Source organism: Nocardia sp. NPDC049190 (assembly GCF_040648115.1).
Lineage (GTDB): Bacteria > Actinomycetota > Actinomycetes > Mycobacteriales > Mycobacteriaceae > Nocardia.
This window is the reverse complement of sequence record NZ_JBEZDE010000048.1, coordinates 1-22,616: the sequence shown is the minus strand read 5'-3', so window position 1 is coordinate 22,616 and position 22,616 is coordinate 1. Positions and strand designations below refer to the sequence as shown.

Here is a 22,616-nt window from a genome sequence, read left to right as displayed (position 1 = left end):
GCCGCTGCATCCGTTCCCAGCTCGGGGAACTTGCGATGCATAACGGCAGCCGTTGTACGACCGGGTCGACGAGGTCATGGCGCAGACGCGCTCGACCATGCGGCCAGGCATGTCACCCTTCGCCGAGCAAACAGCGTTCGGCAATTCGATGTGCGGCCGATTACTGATCGACGCATGCGGCCATCCGTGCCCGAAATGCGGGCGGTGCGAACGTTTCCGCATGGGCGCGGATGATGTGCGGGTCGTAGTCGGCAGCGTCGAAGTAGGCCATTGCCGCTGCCAGGCGGGTGACGACGTCCGGATCGGCGCCAGGAGCGATGTGTTCGCCGGTCGCGCCCGGTCGTACCGTGTCGAGCGCGCCGCCGGCGCCGATGGCGATCACCGGGGTACCGCAAGCCATGGCTTCGACCGGGACGATGCCGAAGTCTTCCACGCCGGGCATGAGTAGGGCTCGGCAGCGTTGGTACATCTCGCGCAGCATGTCGGTAGAGGTGGCGCCCAGAAAAGTTGTCTCGGGTCCGGCGAGCGCTTCGAGCTGAGGCCGGAAGCGCCCGCCGCCCAGCACGACCAGCCGAACGCCGGCGAGTTGCGCGGCTCGTATGGCGAGATCGGCGCGTTTGTAGGGAACGAGGCGACCGGCGCAGAGAAAGAAGTCCTCCCGGGCACGTGTGGGATCGGGGGTGAAACAGCCGACATCCACGGGAGGATTGATCACGGTGGCGGTCAGGCCCCACCAGTCGCGGATCCGGTCGGCGACGGCGGTCGAGTTGGCGATCACCCGAGTCAGGCGGGGCGCGGCTCGCAGTTCGGTGTGACGGGCCAGTGCGCCCAGGGCGCCGAGGGCGAACTGGCCGGCCCGTCCGCCGGCTTCGCGGATGCGAAACTCTCGATCCCAGGCCCATCGCGCGGGGCTGTGGACATAGGCGATTACGGGCGCGTCGGTGGCCAATGCGGCCTGAGTGGCGAACGAGTGGTGGCTGACGACCACGGCGTCATAGCCCCGCAACGGCATACGACGCAGGGAACGGGGGACGAACGGCAGCAGAGGGGCGTGCCGACCGCGGGTCACTGTGTGGGCGCGCGAGAGCCAAGTGTCGTGGACATGCCGGACGGGCGGGACGATTCCGTCCGGCGTGACGATCGGGGCATAGATGTCCGCGCCTGGCCAGGTACGGGCGAACTCGCCCACGACGGCTTCGGATCCGCCGAATTCGGTGAACCGTTCGTGGACGATGGCGATGCGAGGTGCGGTCATCGAGATGTACTCGTTTCGATCTGCCGCGGTGCGGCGGTGCGGCGAATTGCGGGAGCGACCGATCGTCCGCGCAGCAGTCCGTCGACGGTGCCGCGTTCCAGGGCGGTCCGGTACACCTGGGCCGCGGCCGCGCAAGCCGACAGGGTGGCGGCGATCGCGTCGTGGTCGTGTGCCGCCGAGGTGACGAAGGATTGCCCGAGTACTCCGCGTTGGAGCAGTTCTTGCAGAAACAATGTGCGGAATGCCTGGCATGGGTTTCCGTGGGAATCGAGGGTTTCGAAGATCAGGCAGGAGGAGCGACCGCGGACCCGGAGGTGGTCACCGATGCCGAGTTCGGTTGCCAGCGCGGTGAACCCGGTCGCTAGCGCGGCGCCGGCCGCTTCCATTCGGGCGATCGGATCGCCGGTCCGGTAGGCCGCGGCGACCGCGCGGAACGCCGCCAACCCGCTGGTTTCCGGCCCGTGCGTGGTAGACAGCAGAAACACGCGGTCGGCGGCGGTGCGCAGGCCGCCCCGTTCCAGGTACTCGCGTCGTCCGGCGAGCGCCGATATGGGGAATCCGTTGCCCATGGCCTTGCCCCAGCAGGACAGGTCGGGAGTCACGCCGTAGACGGACTGTGCGCCGCCGGCGGCCCAGCGAAATCCGGTGATCATCTCGTCGAACACCAGCAGGGTGCCGTGCCGATCGCACAGGGCGCGCACGGCTTGGAGGAAGCCGGGCTCGGGTTCCGCGGTCGCGGTGGCCGCCTCCATGACCACCGCGGCCACGGTGTCGCCCGCCAGGACCGCGGTGAGGGCGTCGACGTCGTTGTAGGGGAACCGGACGGTTTCGGCGCCGACATGAGCGGGAATGCCTGCCGACATCGGTGTCGTCGCGATGAACCAGTCGTCGACCGAGAAAAACGGCTGCTCGCAGACGGCGATCCGCTGGCGACCGGACACGGCCCGGGCCAGCCGGACGGCGGCGGTGGTGGCATCAGAGCCGTTCTTGGCGAACTTGACCATGTCCGCACCGGGAACCAGGTCCAGGAAGTCCTCGGCCGCAAGCAGTTCCAGCTCGGTCGGCCTGCTGAAGTTCACTCCGTCGGCGATCGCGGTGGTCACGGCGTCGAGAACCGGTGCACAGGCATGGCCGAGGGTGACCGAACGCAGGCCCATCCCGTATTCGACGTACTGGTTGCCGTCGGCATCCCAGACTCGGCATCCGTTGCCGCGCACCAATATCGGCGCCATCTGCTCGGGGTACTGATCGGCTCCGCGGGCGTAGGTGTGAGCGCCGCCTGGCACCAGCTCGTGCAGCCGACGTTGCAGCGCATTGCTGCGGGCAAACCCGTGGTGCGGTGGGAGGTCGGGATGCAGTGCCATCTGGTGCTCCGTATGCGATGAGGGCAGGATGCCGGCGGGAAGCCGGTACAGCAGAGCGGTGCCGGCGGAGTGTCGGACGAGGGATACGCTGCGGCGTCGAAGAGGTCGCGGGACCGGCCGGAAGCTTTGTGATCGTGCGTCGGGGCGCACTCGGTCGCCGAAACTCACAGGACCGGCTCCCCACGGACCGGCGCGTCATCCAGGGGCAGCCGTGCCGGCCGGATGACTGTACGCCCAGAGGTCGTGATCGCCACGGGGTCCGAAGACATCGAGGTGCCCGCGCATCCGCCCCTCCTCGGTGAACCCGGCCGCGGCGACCGCAGCCGCGGCGACGACGTCGGATACGGGGATCGCGATGGCAATGCGAAGAATTCCGAGGCGTTCGGTCGCATGGCGCACCAGCAGGCGGAGCACGCTTGCGCGGGTTTCCGGGCGAGCCGACGCGTCAGTCCAGACGCTGAGCCGGATGTTGCGATCGAACATGTCCAGCCCGTGCAGCCGGGCTTCCCCAACGACGCGGCCGTCGTCGAGGATCGTCAGCGTCAGCCCTGGTCCAGAACGCAGGCCTGCCCTGGCCTCGGCGAGTTCGGCCAGCCAGTGGCGTAGGGAATGTCGGCGCAGCCACGCGGCGGGTGACATGGTCGGATCACATGCCAGCGTCGCACGGTTGCGGAGACGGGCCGCGCGGCGCTGCCGGAAGTCGGAGACACGGCGTGACCGCACCAGCACCCCGCCGCGGTCATCGGAGTCGGCGAGGGCGACGGCGGCGCTGCCCTGCAACCACCTGAACACCCGGCGCAATCGGGATAGCTGGTATCGCAGACGCACGGCTGCGATACACACGCGGGGCGGCCCGTTCGGGACGGCGGGCGCGGCGGGCAGTTGCACCGTCACCGGGTGGAGGCGTTGCCGGGCCAGGTAGACGGCGGTGAACCCGCGGTCGGGCCGATCGGCGCGGGTCACCGCCCACAGTTCGTGGTCGCGACGTACGCCACCGGCATCGAAATAGGTGCTCATCCGGGCCTCGTACCGCAGGCCCGCCGTGGTCGCGGTCTTGGCCGCGGCGATGTTGCCGGGTGCTATCGGTGCGGTGATTCGCGTGAGGCCGAGACTGTCGAACCCGAAGTCCGTCATCATGGTCAGGGCAAGGGCGCCGATACCGCCGCGCGCGACGGCGGAGCCGATCCAGATGCCGAGTTCGGCGCTGCCTGCCGCCGCGTCGATCGAGGCCAGTTCGATCTGTCCGGCGAACCGACCGGCCACCTCGATGACCATACTCATCCGCCGCCCGGCGCGTGCCTCGGCCCGAGTGTCGAGGCATTCCCGCACCCAGTGGCGGGCGGTGTGGCGGTCGGGCCAGTCCTGCTCCGAGCTGACCCAGTAGGGCTCCATGATCGCGCGGTCGCGGAGCCGGATCCGCCGCCACTCGGCGAAGTCGTCGAAGCGCGGCGGGCGCAATCGCACCGCCGTCCCGAGGGGACCGGTGAGGGTCGGCTGCGCTTCGATGCGGCGGTGCTGTCGCCGGGTCATCCGCCGGGACGCTTCCTGCCGAGCGCTACCGTGCCCAGCTTCCCGTCGTCGGAGACGGTGAGCCGCCAGTAGCCGCCGTCGGGCGCCTTGAGCACTGTGCCGTTGTCGGCGTGCTCGCAGACCCAGGTTCCATCGGCGGTCACCGCGGCGCGGACGGCGCCGTCGCTGCTCTGCGCCTGGAACACGTCCGCGCCCTGCGGCCCCGCTTGGGACACCACGGTGCCGGTGAGCCGCGGAGTGCGCATGCCCTTGCGGCCGATGACGTTCCAGCCGGCCGGAAACGTCTCGACGGGAATGTCGTCGGTGATTCCCGAGATCAATCCGACCGCAGTGCCTTCCGGACAGCCGGCCGGATCCACCCGCACCGGGATGCCCGGCGGCCGCGACTCCGCGTCGAAGATCACGTTCGCCAGATACGGCTGACGGCAATGGTTCAGTTCGAGCCCGACCGAACGGGCCGCGACCTTCGCGTTGACCATGCCGAACTGCGCGGGACCGCCGCGCCCGTTTTCGCCGACCGACACGGCGACGTCGGCTCCTTCGAACCACACGTTGGTCAGCCACCAGTCGTTGGCGGCGCCGTCGACCCGCAGGTGCCGGTCGGTGGTGAGCGGGTTCTGGTCGGAGACGAATTCGACGTTGGTGAGTGCGAGCCCGGCGTTGTGGTCGTTTCCGGTGCCGAGGACTCCGGTGTGATTACTGGTGAACTTCGAGGAGGTGACGTAGTTCTGGATACAGGATGTGGTCAGTCCGATCCCGAAATTGTTGATGTCGCAGTTGATGAAGGCGGTGCCGCCGGTGTTGTCGCGCAACACGACGCCGCGCTGGGTCAGGTACCGCGGATGGTTGTCGCTGAGGTGGTTGCCGCGCAGTACCACCGCGTCGAAGGAGCAACGGAAGCAATCCGACAGGTCGACCGCCGTCGAGCCGGGACCTGTGGTGTAGATCCCCAGCCGGGCGAAACGGACCCGGCTGCGCTTGCGTAGCCGCACCAGAGTGCCGTCGCCCGGGTAGACGATCGTGGTGATGTCGGCGCCGTCACCGAGAATCGTGGCGTAGTCCGGCAGATCGGGCATCGACTCGACCCGGTAGTGCCCGGCGGGCAGGTAGAGCACCAGCGGCCGGTCCGGGTCCTTGGCCACGGCTGCGGCCAAAGCCTTGGTGTCGTCGGCGATACCGTCTCCGACGGCTCCGAAGTCCCGGACGTTACGTGCCGCTGGCGCATCGGTAGTGGCGGACCGGAACTCCGGGTCGTCCGGCTCGGCTGTGGTGCAGGCGGCGGTGATCGGAAGTACAGCTGCCACACCCAAAGTCGCGGCGAGCAAGCGGCGCCGCCGGAGAATGTCGTCGCTCATACCCTCAACCATCCCACCAGTCGGTCCGCCGCCGATCCGGGCACGTGGTAGCCGACCATGCCGGTCGGCCCGGACGCGCCGAACCCGGTCAGAGCGGTACGCAGCTGCGGTTCGGTGAGTTTGCCGAGATCGGCGATGGCGAGGATGGCATCGGACAACGGCGCCACGGCGACCGCGTCGGGGGCGCAACTGACCGGTGCGGTCTCGATGACCACCCGGTGATAGCGCTTGCGCAGATCGGCGATGAGATGGGCGAAGTGTTCCGAGGCGATCAGGTCGGAGGTGTCCGGCTCGATTTGCCCGATCGGCAGCACCGCGACCCCGGTCCCGCCCCAGTCCTCGATGATCGCCCGGTCCAGCGGTACGCCGCCGCGCAACAGCGTCGTGAGGCCTGAACCGGGCATCGTGCCGGAGCTTCCCCCGCCGGAGGTGTCAGCGTCGACGAGGATCACCGGATGGCCGGCATCGGCGAAGGCCAGCGCCAAGGTGTGCGCCACCTTCGATTGTGATCGGTCGGTGACGCTGGTGCATTCGATGGTCTGGGCACCCCGCAGGTGATTACGCAGTCGCCGGGCCGCCCCGGAGGGGGATTCTCCGTGGTCGAAGGCGGCGACCACCGGGACCGGCGCGATATCGGCGAGGGTGCTACTGGTGCGAACACGCCGGTCGGTGCGTTCACGCAGAAATGCGGCTGCGAAACCTAACAGCAGTCCACCGAACAGGCCCATGGCGACGAATCGGCTCGTGCCGGGGCCTGCCGGAGCGGCCGGTAGTCGGGCACGGTCGACGACCGAGACGCGGGCGGCGGGAGCAGCGCCTGTTTCGATCGACTCGAGACTGTCGACCAGAGCCCGGAACTGGGCGACCGTGACGTCGGTGAAATCACGCGCCTGCTGCGCGGTGGGCGCGGAGACCGCGATCTCCAGGATCGTGGAGGCGGGCGGCGACGAGGCGGTGATCCGGCTGCGGAACTCATCCGGCGATTCCGTCAGCCCTTGGTCGTGGACGACCCGCTCCGCGACCGCGGCGCTGGTGGCCAGTTCGAGATAGGACCGCACGCGCTGCTGGGCCGCCAGGCCACCCTGGTAGGAGTCGTTGACCGAGGTGCCGGTGGCCATCGAGACGTACATGGTGCTGCTGGCCACGTACGTCATGACGCGGGACGAGCCGTACCAGACGCCGGCCACCGTGCCGGCCAGCGCGATGGCGGCGATCAGCACCCACCGCCGCCGGACGATGTGCCAGATATCGATCAAACCCATGAACTGCGACCTCATATCTTCGTAACTGCTGAAGCGTGCGCCGGTGACGGGAACGGCGTCGGGCGGCGGCGGAATTCCGTGACGATCAGATGGACGAACCAGGCGAGAACGGCCGACTGGGCGAACTTGCCGAGATTCTCGAAGCTGCCCAGAATGCCCCGTTCGAACAGGGTGGAGGCGCCGGTGATCGCGAGCCCCAGCACCAGGACCGGGAAGAACCGCGAATACAGTGCGCGCTCCCACGCGAGCAGCAGCCCGAAGGTGAACACGACGGCGACGAACACGCCGGCCTCGCCGCCGAGCAGATAGCCTTCGTTGACGTTGCCCTCGGCGAGGGACACCGACACGGTGCTCATGTCCACCGACGCGCCACGCACGTCGTTGGCCCAGGCTGTACCGGATTGGAGCTTCTCGATACCGAGTACCTGAGCCGGGATCAGGCTCAGGCTCGCGTGGTGGAGAACCTCGCCCGGCGACAGCCAGCCCCCGGGACCGACGAAGTAGGCGTCGGTGGCGGCTTCGAGCAGGTCGAAGCGCCGCAGGATACTCAGGAACGGCCGGACGTTCTCCGGGTAGCGGGAGTCGACGACGGTGGCGTCGAGCGCGGCCGTGCCGGAGTTCTTGAACGACTGCAGCCAGCCGAACCCTACGACGCCGAGCACGCCGATCAGCGCCACGCCGATCGTGGTGCGCCGGTTCCAGCCGAGCATCGAAAACCGCACGGCCAGCCCGAGTGCGGCGGCGAGAATCGGTGTCTTGGACTGCACGGCCGACGACCAGTACAGTTCGCCCGCGAACAGCGCGCCGAGCACCAGCGCCGTGGTCTGCGGCCGCGCCGGCCGGAGGAAGACGATCATCCCGAGCGCCGCGATCCCGGCGAACGTGGCGACGAAACTGAGCAGGGGGTTGCCGCTGCTGACCTCACCGGCCGCGTCCAGCGATCCGGTGGCCACGGATGCCGCCCGCCCCAACAGCCCGAGTGCGTAGAGCACGATCAGCGTCGGCATCATGTCGGGGTCTGCGACCGCGGCCGGGACAGGGCTCGGGGGGTGCCGCCGCCGCCAGAGCGCGTAACCGATCACCAGGAGCGCGTAACACCACAAGCCGAACACCACGTGGTCGAGTACCAGACCGATCCCGCGGTCGTACCCCAGTCCAGCCAGCCGGGGGTCGGAGATGTTGTCGCCGTAGTGCGGGTCGGGTCGCACTACGAGCAGCACCAGCGGCCGCGCCACGTAGGACAACGACCAGAACAGGGACTGCGCGATGAAGAACACGCGGGCGATACCGGGAACCCACAGCGCGGCCGCCGCGATCGTGACCAGTGCAGCCGCGACGGCGGCTATTTCGGTGTAGGCGTTCAGTTCCCGACCTCCGCGGCGAGGCCGACGATCTGTCGGGCGCGATCCACATAACGATGCCCCGCGGCGGTGATCCGCCGGTGCCCGGCCGCCGCGACCTCGGCCGCCCGCACCGGGTGGGCGGCCACCCAATCGAGAATCGAGACCAGTTCGTCTGCGCCGTCGAACAGGAAACACTCGACGGTGTCGCGCAACAGCTCGGCGTGTTCGCCGGTGCGTTCACCAACGAACAATCCACCGGCCGCGGGCACCTCGAAGGTACGGCAGGTGTGGGTGTCGCGGTTGCCGGAGTTGAGCAGCACCAGATTGGCTGTCACCTCGGCGATCGTCGCGGAGTACCCCGAGCCGTACACCGCGCCGCCGACAACGGCGCGCGTGGCGCGCAACTCCGCGACTCGGCGCCAGCCGGGGCCGCGGACCAGCAGGCGCGGTCCGTAGCGGCGTGCCAACGACACCAGTTCGGCGCGTCGGTCGGGTCGGCACACTCCGATGAAACCGACCAGATAATCACCTGTGCCTCGGCGCGCCGCCGGATGATGCCAGGCCGGGTCGTAAGCGCTGAGCACGAAGCCCGCGGCACGGGCGCCACGCGCCAGCAACTCCGGCACGTTGTGCTGTTTGGTGGTGACGATGAGGTCCCAGCCGGGTTCGGCGGCCAGGTAGGCATCGGTCAGGTTCTCGGGATTAAACACGTCGTCCGGGCTGTAGTGCACATGCAATTCGGCGGGCACGTCGAGCAGTCGCTGCTGGTCCAGATGGATCCCTTTGAACACGAACAGCATGTCGGGCCGGAATGTGGCAGCGTTTCGTTCGATCTGGGCGTGTACCCGTTCGACCGTGCGCCGGTCGCGTCGACCGGTCGCCTTCGCGTACACCCACGGCGGCGACAGCCTGGCCGGGAGGGTCACCGGTGTGGAGTCGATCACGAGCACGTCGTGGCCGGCCTGACGAAAGCCGTCGGCCAGCGAACGCGCGTTGCTGCCGAGCCAGTCGTCGCCGACGAACAGAATTCTCATGGTCGGATTTCCTTCCGGGGCACGATCGGCAGGGGCACGGTGTCGGCTTCGGCCCGGTCGCGGCGCGTCAGGAAGCGCACCCGCAGCAGATGCCAAGTGGCGACGGTGATTTCGGCCATCAGCAGGCCGTAGACCAGGGTGTGCACCGAGCGGGTCCGTATGGTCAGCACCAGTGCGCCGGCGGCGACGAGAGTCCCCAACAGCGCGCCGATCAGGACGCCGGTGGTGTCCTGGCGCACCGGCAGGATGGCCGTGGTGATGAAGGAGGTGACCGTCGTGGCGGGCAGAATCAGCACCTCGATCCGCAGCAGGCCGGTGGACGCGGCGAATTCGGTACCGAAGACCAGCCGGATCAGCAGTGGCGCGGCCAGCCAGATGCCGACCGAAGCGAGTGCGGCGACGGCGACGGTCACGGCCAGCGCCTGCAGACTGTGCCGCCAGAACCCGCGGTCGTCGCCGCGCCGGGCCATCCGTGGCAGCAGCGCGAAGCCGATGGCGTCGAGCAGTGATTGGACCGCCCGCACCAGGCGGTCGCCTGCCGAGTACAGCCCCAGCGAGACGGCGTCGAGCACGGTCGAGTACAGCGTCGCCGCGCTCTGACCGTAGCCGGTGACCAGGAACCGGGAGACGAACACCGGCACGCTGCGGCGCAGCACGACGCCGTAGTAGCGAGGACGGGCCGGCGACCCGTATCGGCGCCAAGCGTCCCACCAGGTCAACGCCACCGTCGGCACCGAAGACAGCAGTAGGCACAGCAGGGCGATGTGCGAGTTCGGCAGCTGAGGGAGCAAGCCGACCAGCAGTCCGAGATAGCACAGCCGGCCGACGGTCTGATACGCGGTGGAGGTGCCGAATCGCCCCTCACCGATCAGCAGCCAGTCCTCCGACAGCGACCAGAAGCCACCGACGAACAGCCCGAGCAGCACCATCTGCGCGGTTTCCGGCACGCGCACGGCCGAGGCTGCGGCGAGCGCGACACCGAACAGCGTCGCCGTGGTGAGCCGGATGGCCAGATAGTCGCCACGCAGCTGGTTGATCTCCCGCAAGCGGGTGTCCTTGCGCGCGTTGATCTCCGGCACGCGGGCGGACAGGAACTGCGTGACTCCCAGATCCACGACGAGCGAGCCGATGAAGTAGGCCGACATGCCGATGGCGAGCAGTCCGAGGCCGTGGGCACCGAGCACCCGGGCGATCAGCGGCACGGTCACGACCGTGACGATGTACTGACCGTATCTGCCGAAACTCACCATGGCGATGTCGCCGAGCACCTCGAACCGGCTCGGCTTGCTGTGCGCGCCACCACCTCCTGCCCCGCGCGCCCCGTCGGTGCGCCGGTGCACCCCGCTGGGGCGTTGGGGCAGATCGACCCTGGGGAAGATGTCCGTGGTCAGTGTGGCCAGGTAATCGGGTTCGGTCAACGCGGCGCCACCTCGTCGAGGAAGCGGGTGACCACAAGTGCCGTGGTGCGGATGTCGAAGTCGCGCGCGCGGTCGGCGCCCGCGGCGGCGATCCGGGCGCGTGCGGCCGGATCACCGAGCAGTTCGGTGAGAGCCGTAGTGAGGGCGGCTTCGTCACCGGCAGGCACCAATCGGCCGGTACGCCCGTCGTCGATGATCTCGGCGGGGCCGCCGGGCACCGTCGCGATCACCGCGCAGCCTGCGGCCATACCCTCCACGACCACCTGCCCGAACGGCTCGGGCAGTACTGAGCAGTGCACGAGCACGTCGGCCTCGGCGAGGTACCGGTCGGGGTCGTCGACGTGGCCGGTGAAGGTCACGGCCAGACCGAGTTCGTCGGCGAGTCGTTCCAGGTACTGCCGGAACGGCTGCTCATCGAAGAACGTCCCGCCGACGAGGTACACCGCAGCCGGCCGGGTCGGCACCGCCGCCAGGGCTCGCAGGAACACGTCCTGGCCCTTCCAGGGGCTCAGCCGTCCCACGACGACCACGACCGCGTCGCCGGCCGCGCGGCCGCGCGGCGACGGCGGTGCGGCCGGCAGGGCGACGCCGGGATAGGCGACGGCCGCCGGGACACGCCCGGGCAGCGTGTCCCGGGTGCCGTGACTGTTGGCGAGCATTCCCCGGCAGACCAGGGCGGCCAGCAGCCGGATCGTGGTGGCCGGAAGCAAGCCGAAGTAGTCCCGGGACACTCGGTCGTGGACCTGCCAGACGAGCGGCACCCGCGCGCGTCGGGCCGCGACCGCCCCCAGCACGAGCGCTTTGCTGCTCGCCGCGACCACAACCCGAGCGCGCAGCTCGCGGACCGCGCCTCCGACTGTCCATCCCAGCCGCAGCAGCGCGAGAAACCCGGTGATCAGCCGCAACGGACCGGATCCGGTGGTCATCGCCCGGCTGTCGAATCGGCCTGTCACGACACGAGTCTCGATCCCCTCGTATCGCGCACGGGCCATCACCGGGCCGTCCTCGGTGCACACCAGCGCCACTTCGGTGCCCTGCGTCCGCAGCGTGCGCAGTAGCCGCAGGGTGGCCAATTCGGCCCCGGAGGGCGCGGCGGTGTGGCCGAGGAAGACCGCGGGTCCACTCATGCGAGCTCCCGGTACAGCGCCGCATGCCGCCGGGCGGCGACATGCCAGCTGAAAGTCTCCGCGTGGGCGCGGCATTGCGCCGGTGTGGGCCGACAGCCCGCGATCGCCGCGCTGATCCGAGCCGCGAGCGCGGTGGGGTCGCTGGGCGGCACGATCAGCGACGGATCCAGGCCCTGCACGGCGTCGGGCAAACCGCCGCACCGGGTGACCACCGGCGCCCGGCCCGCGGCGAGCGACTCGAGGGCGATCAGGCCGAATCCCTCCAGGGCTACGGTCGGCACCACCGTGAGTGTGGCGGAGGTGTAGCGGGCGGCCAGCTCATGGTCGGGAATCCGGCCGGTGAACTCGACGCTGCCGTCGAACCCACCCTCGGTGGCTCCGCGCCGGAGATTCGCCTCGGCGCTGCCGGTTCCGACGATGACAAGACGAGCCTCCGGGTGGTCGGCGAGCACCCCGGGCCAGGCGCGCAGCAACACATCGATCCCCATCCGGCGCTCCAGCCGCCGCACACAGAGCACGACCGGCGTAGACGCGGGGACCGGGGCGGGGCGGAACCGGGTGAGATCGACCCCGGGCGCGATCACCTCGACGCGATCGGGCGCGATGCGGTAATCGGCGCACAGCACGTTGCGGAAGTGTTCCGAGAGCACCACGAAACGATCCGCGCAAACGTATCGCATACGTTCGATGAGGTATTTGGCGAAGGCTGCGACGGGATGCTCTCCGTGCATTCGACTTTCCGCCGCCCACGGGCCGTGGAAATGCACGACGAGTGGTAGCCGGCGACCGCGCCGGTCCCGGGCGGCCGGGCCGTAGAGGCAGAAGTGGCGATCCACGACCGTGCCGGGGTCCAATACATCGCGAGCGCAGAACGCGGTGCGGACGCGGCGCAGGGTCGCCCCGCCGACCGGCCCCCAGGATCGGGCCCCGGCATGCGTTCGGTCGGGCAGGCCGAATGCGGCGGCCGATATCGAAATCCCAGGGATATCCAGTAAAGCACCGTGCAAGTCCGTGAAATATCGGCCCAGGCCGCCGGGCGCGGCGCCGAACCATTCCGATCCGGTCATGTGCACCTTCACCGCGCCGGACGCACTCGTCATGACCCGGTCCCCTCGTCCCGTCTGCGGCAGCGTGAAGTCGTCCGCCGAACTCGTTCAGGGCCGGAAAGTATAAGGCTGCACACCGGATTCATCCTGGTCGCGCAGATGTGCGGTAACCGATATCCGGCACTGGGAATTCCAAATGCAGATGCCAACTCGCGGTGAAATGTGGCATAGTTTCGGCGATTACGAGGCAATGTCTTCTCGTGATTCTGACAAAGGAGCAGCTTGGAATGCGGAAACTGTCGGTGTGCGTGCCGGCCTACAACGCGGAACGAACTCTGTCCGAAACCCTGGACTCGGTGCTGGCGCAAGATCTCGATTTCGAAGTCGTGATCCTCGACAACGCGAGCACCGACCGCACCGGTGACATCGCGCGAGCGCGGCGCGATCCGCGCGTGCGTGTGCTGCGCAACGATCGGGTACTGCCGATCGGCGCCAATTGGGACCGGGTGATCCGGGAATCCACCGGGGATCTCGTGAAGGTGGTCTGCGCTGACGACATCCTGCGTCCCGGCGCCCTCGCCGCGCAGTCGGCGGAGTTCGACGACGACGCGATCGCGTTGTGCGCGGGCAGGTTCGACGTGATCGACGAGTCCGGCGACATTCTCGAGACGGGGCTGGGGCTGCCGCAGCTGGTCGGCAGGCACGGCAGCCGCCAGCTGGCCCGGGTGATCGTGCGGCGCGGGCCGGCCGAGTTCGGCCCCACGGCGGCCGCCATGTTCCGGCGCACCGACTACGACGCGGTCGGCGGACTGCGCGGCGACCTGGTGTTTCCGATGGATGTGGATGTGTTCGCCCGCGTGGGCAGCCGCGGCGCTTTCGTCGGGCTCGGCGACATCGTGGCCGCGTGGCGGAACTCCTCGTTCAACCTGTGCAGTCGCACCTCGACCCGTAGCAAGCTCACCGAGCAGCTGCGATTCCATCATCGCCTGGGCGCCGATCACCCGGATCTCGTGCGTCCGGCCGACGTGCTGGCCGGTGATCTGCGTCTGGTCCGGGCGTTGGGGACGCGGCTGCGAGTGCGCGCGCGGGCTATGGTCGGCCGCTGAGCACGATCGCGGTTGCTTCTGTCCGGTAGCGTCCACCGTCGAGCTCGTGCCGTCGACATCGGCGGTGCCGCCGCACACCGGCAAGACAGCCACGACTATCAGTGCCGTGGCCGGTTCGACCGAGTATGCCGTCGAGTGCAGCCGGTGTCGGCGCATCCGAGGGGTGGTGTTCATCGGTACGGCTGTCCTTCGCTCGTGAGCTGCTGGCCGCGTGCGGCCCGGGAGGTGTGACTGTTGGGATGGAGTCCCAGGATGGGGGTTCCGTCGTCCACACCTCCTTTTCTGGGTCCGCGGGGATCGTCGAGGAACCAGCGACCGTCGAGTTCCGGAAGTCCGGACGACACTTCACCCAGCAGGTCGGGCAGCGTCAACAGCACCCGGTCGGGTGCTGCCGCGATCAGCTCCTGTGGGCTGATGATCGGGATGTCGGTGCCGGGCATTCGGCGTCCCTGCTTGGCGGGCGCGACATCGGCTACTCCGGCGACAAGCCCCTGGTGCGCACCGGCCAGCGACAGCAGGGCGACCGCCCGGGACGCGGCGCCGTAGGCGTAGACCCGCTCCCCGGCCGCGGCCGCGTCGATCAACCAGTTCCGCAGCGCGCGCACGTGATCGTCCACGAACCGCTGTAGCCGGCGCAGCGATTCCCAGGTGATGAGTTCTCGTTCGCGGGACAGGATCGCGCGCACGGTGTGGTCGGGCGCGACGGGGCCGCGCCGAGCTGCCACCAGCACCGTCCCGCCGTAGAGGTCGAACTCCCACGCGGTGGTCACGCCCATGCCCGCGTCGGTGAGCGCCGAGCTCAGCGCATGCAGGGAGTAGTACGCGAAATGCCCGTGGCGCACCGCGTTCCACTGCCGATGTGCCACGATGGCGGCGAGCGTGTGGTACTGCAGCAGCAACACCCCGTCTGGAGCGACGGCCGCGGCGCGGGCGGCGAAGGCGGCCCGCTGGTCGGGTTCGTGCATGATGCCGAAACAGTCCAGGACCAGGTCCGCCTGTGCCGCATCGGCTTCTGTGCAACCACGCTCGGCCAGCAACGGCAGCCACGAACCACCGTGCGGACTGCCGAATTCGATAACCGTGTTGCCACGCAGCAGGCCGGCCGCGTCGACCCGCGCGATCGCGTCGGCGGCCTGATCACGGAGGGCCTGCGGCTCCACTCCACGGGGTTCGGACCCCACGGTGTCGTCTTCGGCGAGCTGTGCCAGCTCGCATTGCGCACACCGCACCATCCGCAGGGGATGCGTGGTATCCGCCGGAGTCGGCTGTGCCGAGGGCGGGAAATCATCGGCCGCGGGCACCGTCCCGAGATCCAGAACGGTGTGCAGAACGGCGCCGGAGCAGGCGCGGCAGCGGCCGGTCATGACACGATGTCGGTGTGCGTATCGAGCAGACCGACCTGGTCGACGTGGTGGTCCTGGTCCCAGCACCCGTCCGAGACGACCGGGGCCTTTTCACCCGGACCTTCGATGCCGCCGAATTCGACTCCCACCTGGGGATTCCTGGAATTTCGGCCACTTTCGTGCAGGACTCGCAGTCCCGGTCGCGCCGGGGGGTGGTACGCGGCATGCACGGCCGATCCGGGCGCGGGGAGGCCAAGTTGATCCGCTGCGCACACGGCGCGGTGCACGACGTACTGGTCGATATCCGGCCGTCGTCGCCGACGTTCGGCCGGACGCAGGCGTTCCGGCTCGACGACGAGGAATTTTGGCACCTGTATGTGCCGCCGGGATTTCTGCACGGATTCCAAGCACTCACCGACACCGCGGACGTGTGCTACCGCATCGATCGGCCGCACGATCCTGCCGAGGATCTCAGCGTCGCCTTCGACGATCCGGACTTGGTGATCGCCTGGCCGCTGCCGGTGACGGTGGTGTCGGATCGCGACGCGAACGCCGGACGATGGGACCATCTGCGCGCTACCCTGTCGCCGGTGCGGTGACCGCACGCAGACGCGGGTCCAGTGCGCCGGAGACGCGCAGCCGCTCGAGCCACGTGAGTCGCGTGAATCGCTGGAAGAAGGCGTCGTGGGTGAGGCCACGTTCGGTGTACTCACGGTAGAGTTCGGCGGCGCCGTCGGGCACCGACCACTGCGCCTCGAACCCGAGTTCCGTACGAGCGGAGGAGAAGTCGACCCGGTAGGAGCGTGGGTCGGCCCCGGTCTCACCGGTGACCAGCAGCCGCGACCCCGGCACGGTGGCCACTACCGACTCGGCGATCTCGGCAACGGTGAGGTTGTTTCGCTCGGTGCCGATGTTGAACGCACGGCCGGCGACGGCCGATGCCGGTGCGGTGAGGCAGCGTTCGAAGGCTGCCGCGATGTCGCGGGCGTGGACCAGCGGCCGCCAGGGCGTGCCGTCGGAAAGCACCTTGACCACACCGGTGAGGACGGCGTGACCGACGAGATTGTTGAGCACGATGTCAGCGCGGGGACGAGGCGAGAATCCGAACGCGGTGGCGTTGCGCAGGAACACCGGAACGAAGTGGTCGTCCGCCAGCGCCGCGACGTCGTCTTCGACCCGCACCTTCGACTCGGCGTACGGGGTGATCGGCCGCAGCGGCGCCGACTCGGTCACCAGCTCGTCTCCGGCCGCGCCGTACACCGAGCAGGTGGAGGCGTACAAAAACCGTGACACACCGGCTTCTTTCGCGAGCCGAGCCAGACGCACCGAGGCGCGATGGTTGATCTCATGGGTGACTTCCGGCGCGAGCGCGCCCAAAGGATCATTGGACAGCGCGGCGAGATGGACGACCGCGTCGAGGCCGCGAAGGTCCTCGATCTCCACCGATCGCAGATCGAGGCGCAGACCCACCGGATCGCCGGAGAACTCGCCGAGCAGACAGTCGGCGAACCAGCCGGTGTCGAGCCCGACGACCTCGTGCCCGGCGGCCCGCAGTATCGGGACCATGACGGTGCCCAGGTATCCCTGATGCCCGGTGACCAGGACTCGCATCGTTGTCACTGCTTCTCCCATCGAATGACGGCCTTGTCCACCACGAAGGCTTCGGCGTACTCGGTGCGGCACTGCACGCCGCGGATCCGCGCGGCGGCCAGGAACGCGCTTTCGTCGAACCAGTCGCGACCGATCTGGGACGGGTAATAACGGTGCAGCAGTTGTGATTTCCGCTGGAGCAGTTCCGCGTCGACCGGGTGGAAAACGGTCGGCGCCGGTGTGTCGACCTCCGCCTTGAGGATCTCGTAGCCGAGGATCAGGTGGTCGCGGAACTCGGTCGGCACCAGCTCCGCGAGCGTGCGGTGATCTTGGTGCGCGTCGCCTGGTTGCGGGGCGAACACCAGGTCCGGTTCACCCGCCCGGCGAAACTCCGCTACGGCCGTCTTGATCCGATCCCAGTGCGCGGGTGCTCGTCCATCCGGGACGTCGAGCACCGTCAACTCCGGTGTCCGTCCCGCGCAGAAGGCGGTGAGCGCCGCCCGTTCCTCCTCTTCGCGCTCGGTGCCGGCACCGGAGAGGACCAGCGCGCGCACCCGCACACCCGGATGGGCGCGGGTCAGCGACAACAGCGTGGCGCCCATGCCGATCGGGATGTCATCGCAATGCGCGCCGAGCAGGGCGATCTCGGCGGGCCGCGGAGAGAGCAGCGCGATCACGGCTCCCACACCATCCATGGGCGGTGTCCGCTGCGGTAGGCCGCGTCGAGCTCGGCGCGCTCCTTGAATGTATCCGCCGGCTTCCAGAATCCGTCGTGACGGTAGCCGAACAACCGGCCCTGGCCGGCGAGCGCTCCGCAGGCATCCTCCACCAGATCTCCACCGGGTGGCAGCAGGTCGAAGATCTCGCGGCCGAGCACGAAATAGCCGCCGTTCTCCCACAGCGGCATATTCGCCACGGGAACGATGTCCTTGACTTCGCCGGTAGTGCTGAGGTCCACGCAGTGGAACGATGATTGCGGTGGCACCACCATGAGAGATGCCGCCGCCCCCGAAGCGTGGAACTGGGTGATCATCTCGTCCAGGGGAGCGTCGGTGAGGACGTCGGCGTAGTTGGCCAGGAAGTGCTCGTCGTCGCCGAGGTGCTCGCGCACCCGGCGCAGGCGCTCTCCGATGGCCGACGCCACGCCGGTATCGACCAAGGTGATCGTCCAGTCGTCGATATCGCTGCCGAGCAATTCGACCCGGCCGTTGCGGATCACGAAGTCGTTGGACGCCGACTCCCGGTAGGTGAGGAAGAAATTCTTGATGTGCTCGGCGCCGTATCCGAGGCACAAGATGAATTCGGTGTGACCGTAGTGCGCGTAGTACCGCATCACGTGCCAGAGCAAGGGGCGGGAGCCGACGAGTTGCATCGGCTTGGGCACCATGTCATCGCTGCCGCCACGCATGCGCATGCCGTAGCCACCGCAGAACAAAACGACTTTCATCAGCGCCGGTTTCCTTTCGACTCGGCTCCTGCCGGCACGGTGCGGGCCGGGGACGCCGGATCGATCACGTGCAGCTCGGGCAAGGGGTAGGCGAGCCGACCGCCCCACTCGGCGACTTGCCGTAACTGTGCGGTGATTTCGGCCTCGAGATTCCAGGGCAGCACCACGATCACGTCCGGGCGATCAGCGTCGAGCCGGGCGGGCGGGTGGATCGGGATTCGCGTTCCTGGTGTGAATCTGCCGTGTTTGTACGGGTTACGGTCTACGGTGTACTCGAGCAGATCAGGTCGGATCCCGCAATAGTTGAGCAGTGTGTTGCCCTTGCCCGGTGCACCGTATCCGGCGACGCGTTTGCGCTGGTGTCTGCAGTCGAGCAGGAATCGAAGCAACTCGTGTCGCACCGATTCGGCACGCCGCCGCAGCGATGTGTAGCCGGCCACCGAGTGCAGTCCCGCGGCCCGCTCGAGGTCGAGCACCACCCGCACCCGGTCGCTCACCGCCTCCGCGGCGGCAGCGGGGCGCACCCACAGCCGGATCGATCCGCCGTGCGTCGGCAGCCGATCGACATCGACCACGGTCAGTCCGGCGACAGCGAGCGCACGCTGCGCCGACAGCACGGTGTAGTACTGGAAATGCTCATGGTAGATGGTGTCGAACTGACCGAACTCGACCAAGTTCAGCGCATGGTGGACCTCGATGGTCAGCATGCCGTCATCCGCCAGCAGGATGCGCAGCGCACGAGTGAACCCGCGCAGATCCGGGATGTGGGCGTAGACGTTGTTGGCGATCACCAGATCTGCGGGGCCGTGCTCGGCACGGATGCGGCGTGCGGAATCCTCGTGGAGGAAGGTGATTTCCGTGGGCACGCCCGACTCGCGAGCCGCTGCTCCGACGTTGGCCGAGGGCTCGATGCCCAGGCATCGGATGTCGCGGTCGACGACGTGGCGCAATAGGTAGCCGTCGTTACTGGCGACCTCCACCACGAAGGAGTTCCTGCCCAGCCCCAGCCGTGTGGTCGCGGTGTCGACGAACTCGCCCGCGTGCCGGACCCAGCTGTCGGAGTAGGAGGAGAAGTAGGCGTATTCGGTGAAGGTGTCCTCCGGCGTGATCAGCGCCGGGATCTGCAGTAGCAGACAGTCGGCGCACACTCTCAGGTGCAAGGGATAGGTCGGCTCGGGTAGGTCGAGCTGATCGGCGGTAAGGAACGATTCGCACGGCGGTGTGGCGCCGAGGTCCAGAATGCTGGACAGCCTCTCGGAGTCACAGAGTCGACAGCGCACAGATCGGATCCTTTGCTCGAAGCGTCTCGGCCCGCCGGAACGCCTTTCGCGGCACACGGAAGCAGAAGCTGCCCGGCGTATCACGAGATGCGCGCGACGAGAACGTCATTCGCGGTACCGACCGCACCTGTTGCGACCCTCGGCGTACCGACGGCAATATCGGTGGGATTCCACCAATGTTACTAGCTGTGATATAGAGCACATTTGATATCCGAGTTCGTGGTGTTATTCCCAATGCGTATCACGATGGGTCGCTCAATCGACTTGCGTCAGTTAGCATCCCGGTCACGCTACCTCGCGCATTGCTCCTGACCGGCGACAGATGTTTGCCGATCAAGTGCCGAGGAGGCGCTCGGTAATGGCGGTCGGGACGCTGCCGGGGGACAGCCGATCTTCGGATCGGGTAGCAATTCCACCGTTGCCCCAGGAGGGGTGTTCTCTTGATGAAATACAAGGCTGTCCCGGAATGGAATGGGACCGCCGAAATCCCACGATCTTTCGCGGTTCCCCCGGTTACCGTCTCGACCCGAAAGGCCTGGCGATCGGAGTACGTACGCCGTCTCGCCATCACCGATTTCGCCGCCCTATCCATCGCTGTGGGAAGTGCGCAACTGATCCGTTTCAATGGGGGCGGCGCTCCGCCTCTGGCCTGGGAGCAGCCCCACCGGGTCGGTTACACGATGGTATCGGGCGCGCTGGTCATCGGCTGGTTCGCGATCCTCGGTAGCGCGGGCAGCCGTGCGCCGCAGCTGGTCGGAAGCGGTATCGAGGAATTCCGGCGGCTGATGTCGGCGACGATGCACCTGTTCGGCGTCCTGGCACTCATGTCACTGGCGCTCGAAATCAAATTTGCCCGAGGATATCTCGCGATCGCCTTTCCGGCCGGCGTACTCGCGGTGGTCGGTGGACGATTATGGTGGCGCCACCAGCTTGCCAAGGAACGCAGGCGGGGACGCCATCGTTCGGCCGTCCTTGTGGTAGGCACGGCCGAAGCGGCCGCGGCGATGTCCGCGGCGTTCGCTGCAGACCCGGGTGCCGGGTACAACGTCGTGGGCGTTTGTGTGCCGGGTGGGCAATCAGGCGATGCGCCGCTGGCGTTCGCCGGCGGCACGGTCGCTGTCGTCAGTGACGACAGCGCCGTGCTGCGGGCGGTCGTGCACACCCACGCCGACACCGTCGCCATCGGTCCCACCCGGCATCTCGGCCCGACCGAGTTGCGCAGACTCGCTTGGGAACTGGATGCGCTCGGCGTCGAATTCATGCTGGCCCCAGGGGCGATCGACATCGCCATATCCCGGCTCACCAATCGGCAGGTCGCGGGAATGCCGATGATGCACATCGCCGAACCGCAGTACGAGCGGGCTCGGTCGGTCAGCAAAAAGGCCTTCGACATCGTCTTCGCGACGATGTGCCTGCTGCTGCTGCTGCCGGCGTTCCTGGCGATCGCGATCGCGGTGAAGACCACCAGCCGCGGCCCGGTCTTCTACCTGTCCGAACGCATCGGCCGATACGGCTTGCCCTTCCCCATGATCAAGTTTCGAAGTATGTTCAACGATGCCGACCGATATGCCGAAGCTTTGATCGCACAGCAGGGTGGAAATCCGGTCTTCTTCAAGATGAAGGTCGACCCCCGGGTCACGCCGGTCGGGCGATTCCTGCGCAAGTACAGTCTCGACGAGCTGCCGCAGTTCCTCAATGTGCTGCGTGGCGAGATGAGCGTGGTCGGGCCTCGACCGCAGGTGCGGCGGGAAGTCGACACCTACGACCACATGATGCGTCGACGCTTGCTCGTGAAGCCAGGGCTGACCGGCTTGTGGCAGGTCAGTGGCCGGTCGGACCTTCCGCTCGAAGACGCGGTGCGGCTCGATCTGTCCTACGTGGAGAACGTGTCGATGCGGATGGACCTGCGGCTGATCGCGCGTACGGTCGGTGTGGTGGCCCGGGGTGACGGAGCGTACTGAAGACCCTGCGGGCCGGCGGTAGTCGGCTGTTCCGACGGTCACTCGCGCTAGTACTGCACCGACACGTGTACGGGTTGGAGCTGGTAGATCATCTGTTGTGTGGCGTTGGATCATGTTGTGGCCGATTTGGATTCGTTGATGTCGCGGATCGGGGGTCGGTTCGCGCGGTCGGAGCCGCGGGGCTCGGGCGCGGGCCTATGTGTAGGGGCTGTTGGCAGGTCTGGAACGCAAGAACGGGTCGACACTGCGCGGAGCGTGCCGTCGACGCGGACCCGGAGGGGATGTAGCGGCTTAGCGTAAAGCGGACTGGGACCTCGACGGGTCCGCGACGACATGCGCGCCTATGTGGTCGCCCACCTGGGCGACCCTGAGGCGGTGGTGGCCGCCGATGAGACTGGTTTCCTGAACAAAGGTGTGAAATCGGCCGGGGTGCAACGTCAGTATGCGGGTACCGCCGGTCGGACGGAGAACTGCCAGATCGGCGTGTTTCTGGCGTACGCCTCCCGACTTGGGCACGCTCTGATCGGCCGGGAACTCTATATTCCCGAGTCGTGGACCGATGATCGGGACCGCTGCCGAGCTGCGGGTATCCCCGACGACGTGGGGTTCGCCACCAAACCGCGGCAGGTGATCGCCATGCTGGAACGGGTGTTGGCCGCGGCAGTTCCGTTTGCGTGGTTCACCGCCGACCACGGCATAGCGCAACTGAGCCGAGACCGCTTCACGAACCAGGCCACCGCCATAGGTGTGATCCCAGGAGCTGAACTCGCGCGCCGCAGGTCGCACCTGCTCGATTTCCGCCACGCCGACCGTCGCGGCTTACTCGAGTCGAGGTCCGGGGTAACTCGCTCGCCCGGCTCTGAGGGGGCGACGGCGCAGCAATACGTCGCCGCTACCCGACAATCCCTGCACGCCCTGCGCCGCGACCTGCTCTACGCCCACGAAAGCATGATCCGCGCCCGGCACCTGGAAACCCAAACCGAACAGGCATGGTGTCTCACCCTGGCCACCAACGGAGTGATTCGCCGGGGACTGTAAGAACAACGGTGTAACTCTGAATGGAGATGCACCACGATGACTGATGTGGTTGATCGCGAGACCGGTTCGGCCGGTGATGGTTTCAGTGACTCGCAGCTGCGTGCGCTGGTCGATCAA

Annotated in this window: 18 protein-coding genes and 1 pseudogene; 4 read left to right on the top strand and 15 right to left on the bottom strand. The window is 68.0% G+C overall.

The window, feature by feature from the left end; genetic code table 11:
* Positions 1-160 precede the first annotated feature (160 nt).
* The 10 genes from AB0B25_RS28155 to AB0B25_RS28110 all read right to left on the bottom strand — a co-directional run bounded on the left by AB0B25_RS28155 (position 161) and on the right by AB0B25_RS28110 (position 12,761).
* A complete protein-coding gene (locus AB0B25_RS28155) occupies positions 161-1,255 on the bottom strand; it encodes a glycosyltransferase (RefSeq protein WP_357185614.1) in 1,095 nt (364 codons plus the stop codon).
* Positions 1,252-2,619, bottom strand: a complete 1,368-nt coding sequence (locus AB0B25_RS28150) for a glutamate-1-semialdehyde 2,1-aminomutase (RefSeq protein WP_357185611.1) — start codon at positions 2,617-2,619, stop codon at positions 1,252-1,254. Before AB0B25_RS28150 ends, AB0B25_RS28155 begins: the two co-directional genes overlap by 4 nt.
* A 195-nt stretch (positions 2,620-2,814) precedes the next feature.
* Positions 2,815-4,149: a GNAT family protein gene (locus AB0B25_RS28145; RefSeq protein ID WP_357185608.1), complete on the bottom strand. Its 1,335-nt coding sequence runs from the start codon at positions 4,147-4,149 to the stop codon at positions 2,815-2,817.
* Positions 4,146-5,504, bottom strand: coding sequence for a glycosyl hydrolase family 28-related protein (locus tag AB0B25_RS28140; protein WP_357185605.1), 1,359 nt, complete (start codon positions 5,502-5,504; stop codon positions 4,146-4,148). Before AB0B25_RS28140 ends, AB0B25_RS28145 begins: the two co-directional genes overlap by 4 nt.
* Positions 5,501-6,766 carry a protein tyrosine kinase gene (locus AB0B25_RS28135; RefSeq protein ID WP_357185602.1) on the bottom strand — a complete coding sequence of 422 codons (1,266 nt, stop codon included), beginning with the start codon at positions 6,764-6,766 and terminating at the stop codon, positions 5,501-5,503. The genes AB0B25_RS28140 and AB0B25_RS28135 overlap by 4 nt, the downstream gene beginning before the upstream one ends.
* Before the next feature lie 11 nt (positions 6,767-6,777).
* Positions 6,778-8,043: a hypothetical protein gene (locus tag AB0B25_RS28130; RefSeq protein ID WP_357185600.1), complete on the bottom strand. Its 1,266-nt coding sequence runs from the start codon at positions 8,041-8,043 to the stop codon at positions 6,778-6,780.
* Positions 8,044-8,126: 83 nt separating this feature from the next.
* Positions 8,127-9,143, bottom strand: a complete 1,017-nt coding sequence (locus AB0B25_RS28125) for a glycosyltransferase (protein WP_357185597.1) — start codon at positions 9,141-9,143, stop codon at positions 8,127-8,129.
* Entirely contained in the window at positions 9,140-10,393 is a 1,254-nt protein-coding gene (locus AB0B25_RS28120; RefSeq protein ID WP_357185664.1) for a lipopolysaccharide biosynthesis protein, read from the bottom strand. The genes AB0B25_RS28125 and AB0B25_RS28120 overlap by 4 nt, the downstream gene beginning before the upstream one ends.
* A 164-nt stretch (positions 10,394-10,557) precedes the next feature.
* A complete protein-coding gene (locus AB0B25_RS28115; RefSeq protein WP_357185594.1) occupies positions 10,558-11,688 on the bottom strand; it encodes a glycosyltransferase in 1,131 nt (376 codons plus the stop codon).
* Positions 11,685-12,761, bottom strand: a complete 1,077-nt coding sequence (locus AB0B25_RS28110) for a glycosyltransferase family 4 protein (protein ID WP_357185661.1) — start codon at positions 12,759-12,761, stop codon at positions 11,685-11,687. The genes AB0B25_RS28115 and AB0B25_RS28110 overlap by 4 nt, the downstream gene beginning before the upstream one ends.
* Positions 12,762-13,021: 260 nt before the next feature.
* Between AB0B25_RS28110 and AB0B25_RS28105 the strand changes: the two genes are divergently transcribed.
* Complete coding sequence (locus AB0B25_RS28105) at positions 13,022-13,840, top strand: glycosyltransferase family 2 protein (protein ID WP_357185591.1); 819 nt, start codon at positions 13,022-13,024, stop codon at positions 13,838-13,840.
* Between the two features lie 170 nt (positions 13,841-14,010).
* On the opposite strand, the gene AB0B25_RS28100 is transcribed toward AB0B25_RS28105, so the two are convergent.
* Positions 14,011-15,204, bottom strand: coding sequence for a class I SAM-dependent methyltransferase (locus AB0B25_RS28100; RefSeq protein WP_357185588.1), 1,194 nt, complete (start codon positions 15,202-15,204; stop codon positions 14,011-14,013).
* Positions 15,205-15,218: 14 nt separating this feature from the next.
* On the opposite strand from AB0B25_RS28100, the gene rfbC reads away from it, so the two are divergent.
* Positions 15,219-15,782 carry a dTDP-4-dehydrorhamnose 3,5-epimerase gene (rfbC, locus tag AB0B25_RS28095; RefSeq protein ID WP_357185585.1) on the top strand — a complete coding sequence of 188 codons (564 nt, stop codon included), beginning with the start codon at positions 15,219-15,221 and terminating at the stop codon, positions 15,780-15,782.
* Here rfbC and AB0B25_RS28090 read toward each other — a convergent pair.
* From AB0B25_RS28090 to AB0B25_RS28075, 4 genes are read right to left on the bottom strand one after another with little or no spacing between them, the layout of a single operon-like run.
* Positions 15,760-16,794: an SDR family oxidoreductase gene (locus AB0B25_RS28090; RefSeq protein WP_357185658.1), complete on the bottom strand. Its 1,035-nt coding sequence runs from the start codon at positions 16,792-16,794 to the stop codon at positions 15,760-15,762. The genes rfbC and AB0B25_RS28090 overlap by 23 nt on opposite strands.
* Before the next feature lie 5 nt (positions 16,795-16,799).
* Positions 16,800-17,468 (bottom strand): PIG-L family deacetylase, encoded by a 669-nt coding sequence (locus AB0B25_RS28085; protein WP_357185582.1) that lies wholly within the window; start codon positions 17,466-17,468, stop codon positions 16,800-16,802.
* Positions 17,447-18,220 (bottom strand): sugar phosphate nucleotidyltransferase, encoded by a 774-nt coding sequence (locus tag AB0B25_RS28080; RefSeq protein WP_357185579.1) that lies wholly within the window; start codon positions 18,218-18,220, stop codon positions 17,447-17,449. Before AB0B25_RS28080 ends, AB0B25_RS28085 begins: the two co-directional genes overlap by 22 nt.
* Complete coding sequence (locus AB0B25_RS28075) at positions 18,220-19,500, bottom strand: class I SAM-dependent methyltransferase (RefSeq protein ID WP_357185576.1); 1,281 nt, start codon at positions 19,498-19,500, stop codon at positions 18,220-18,222. Before AB0B25_RS28075 ends, AB0B25_RS28080 begins: the two co-directional genes overlap by 1 nt.
* A gap of 443 nt (positions 19,501-19,943) precedes the next feature.
* Between AB0B25_RS28075 and AB0B25_RS28070 the strand changes: the two genes are divergently transcribed.
* Positions 19,944-21,461 (top strand): sugar transferase, encoded by a 1,518-nt coding sequence (locus AB0B25_RS28070; protein WP_357185574.1) that lies wholly within the window; start codon positions 19,944-19,946, stop codon positions 21,459-21,461.
* Between the two features lie 99 nt (positions 21,462-21,560).
* Positions 21,561-22,499, top strand: a pseudogene (locus tag AB0B25_RS28065) (transposase).
* The last annotated feature ends 117 nt before the right edge of the window (positions 22,500-22,616 follow it).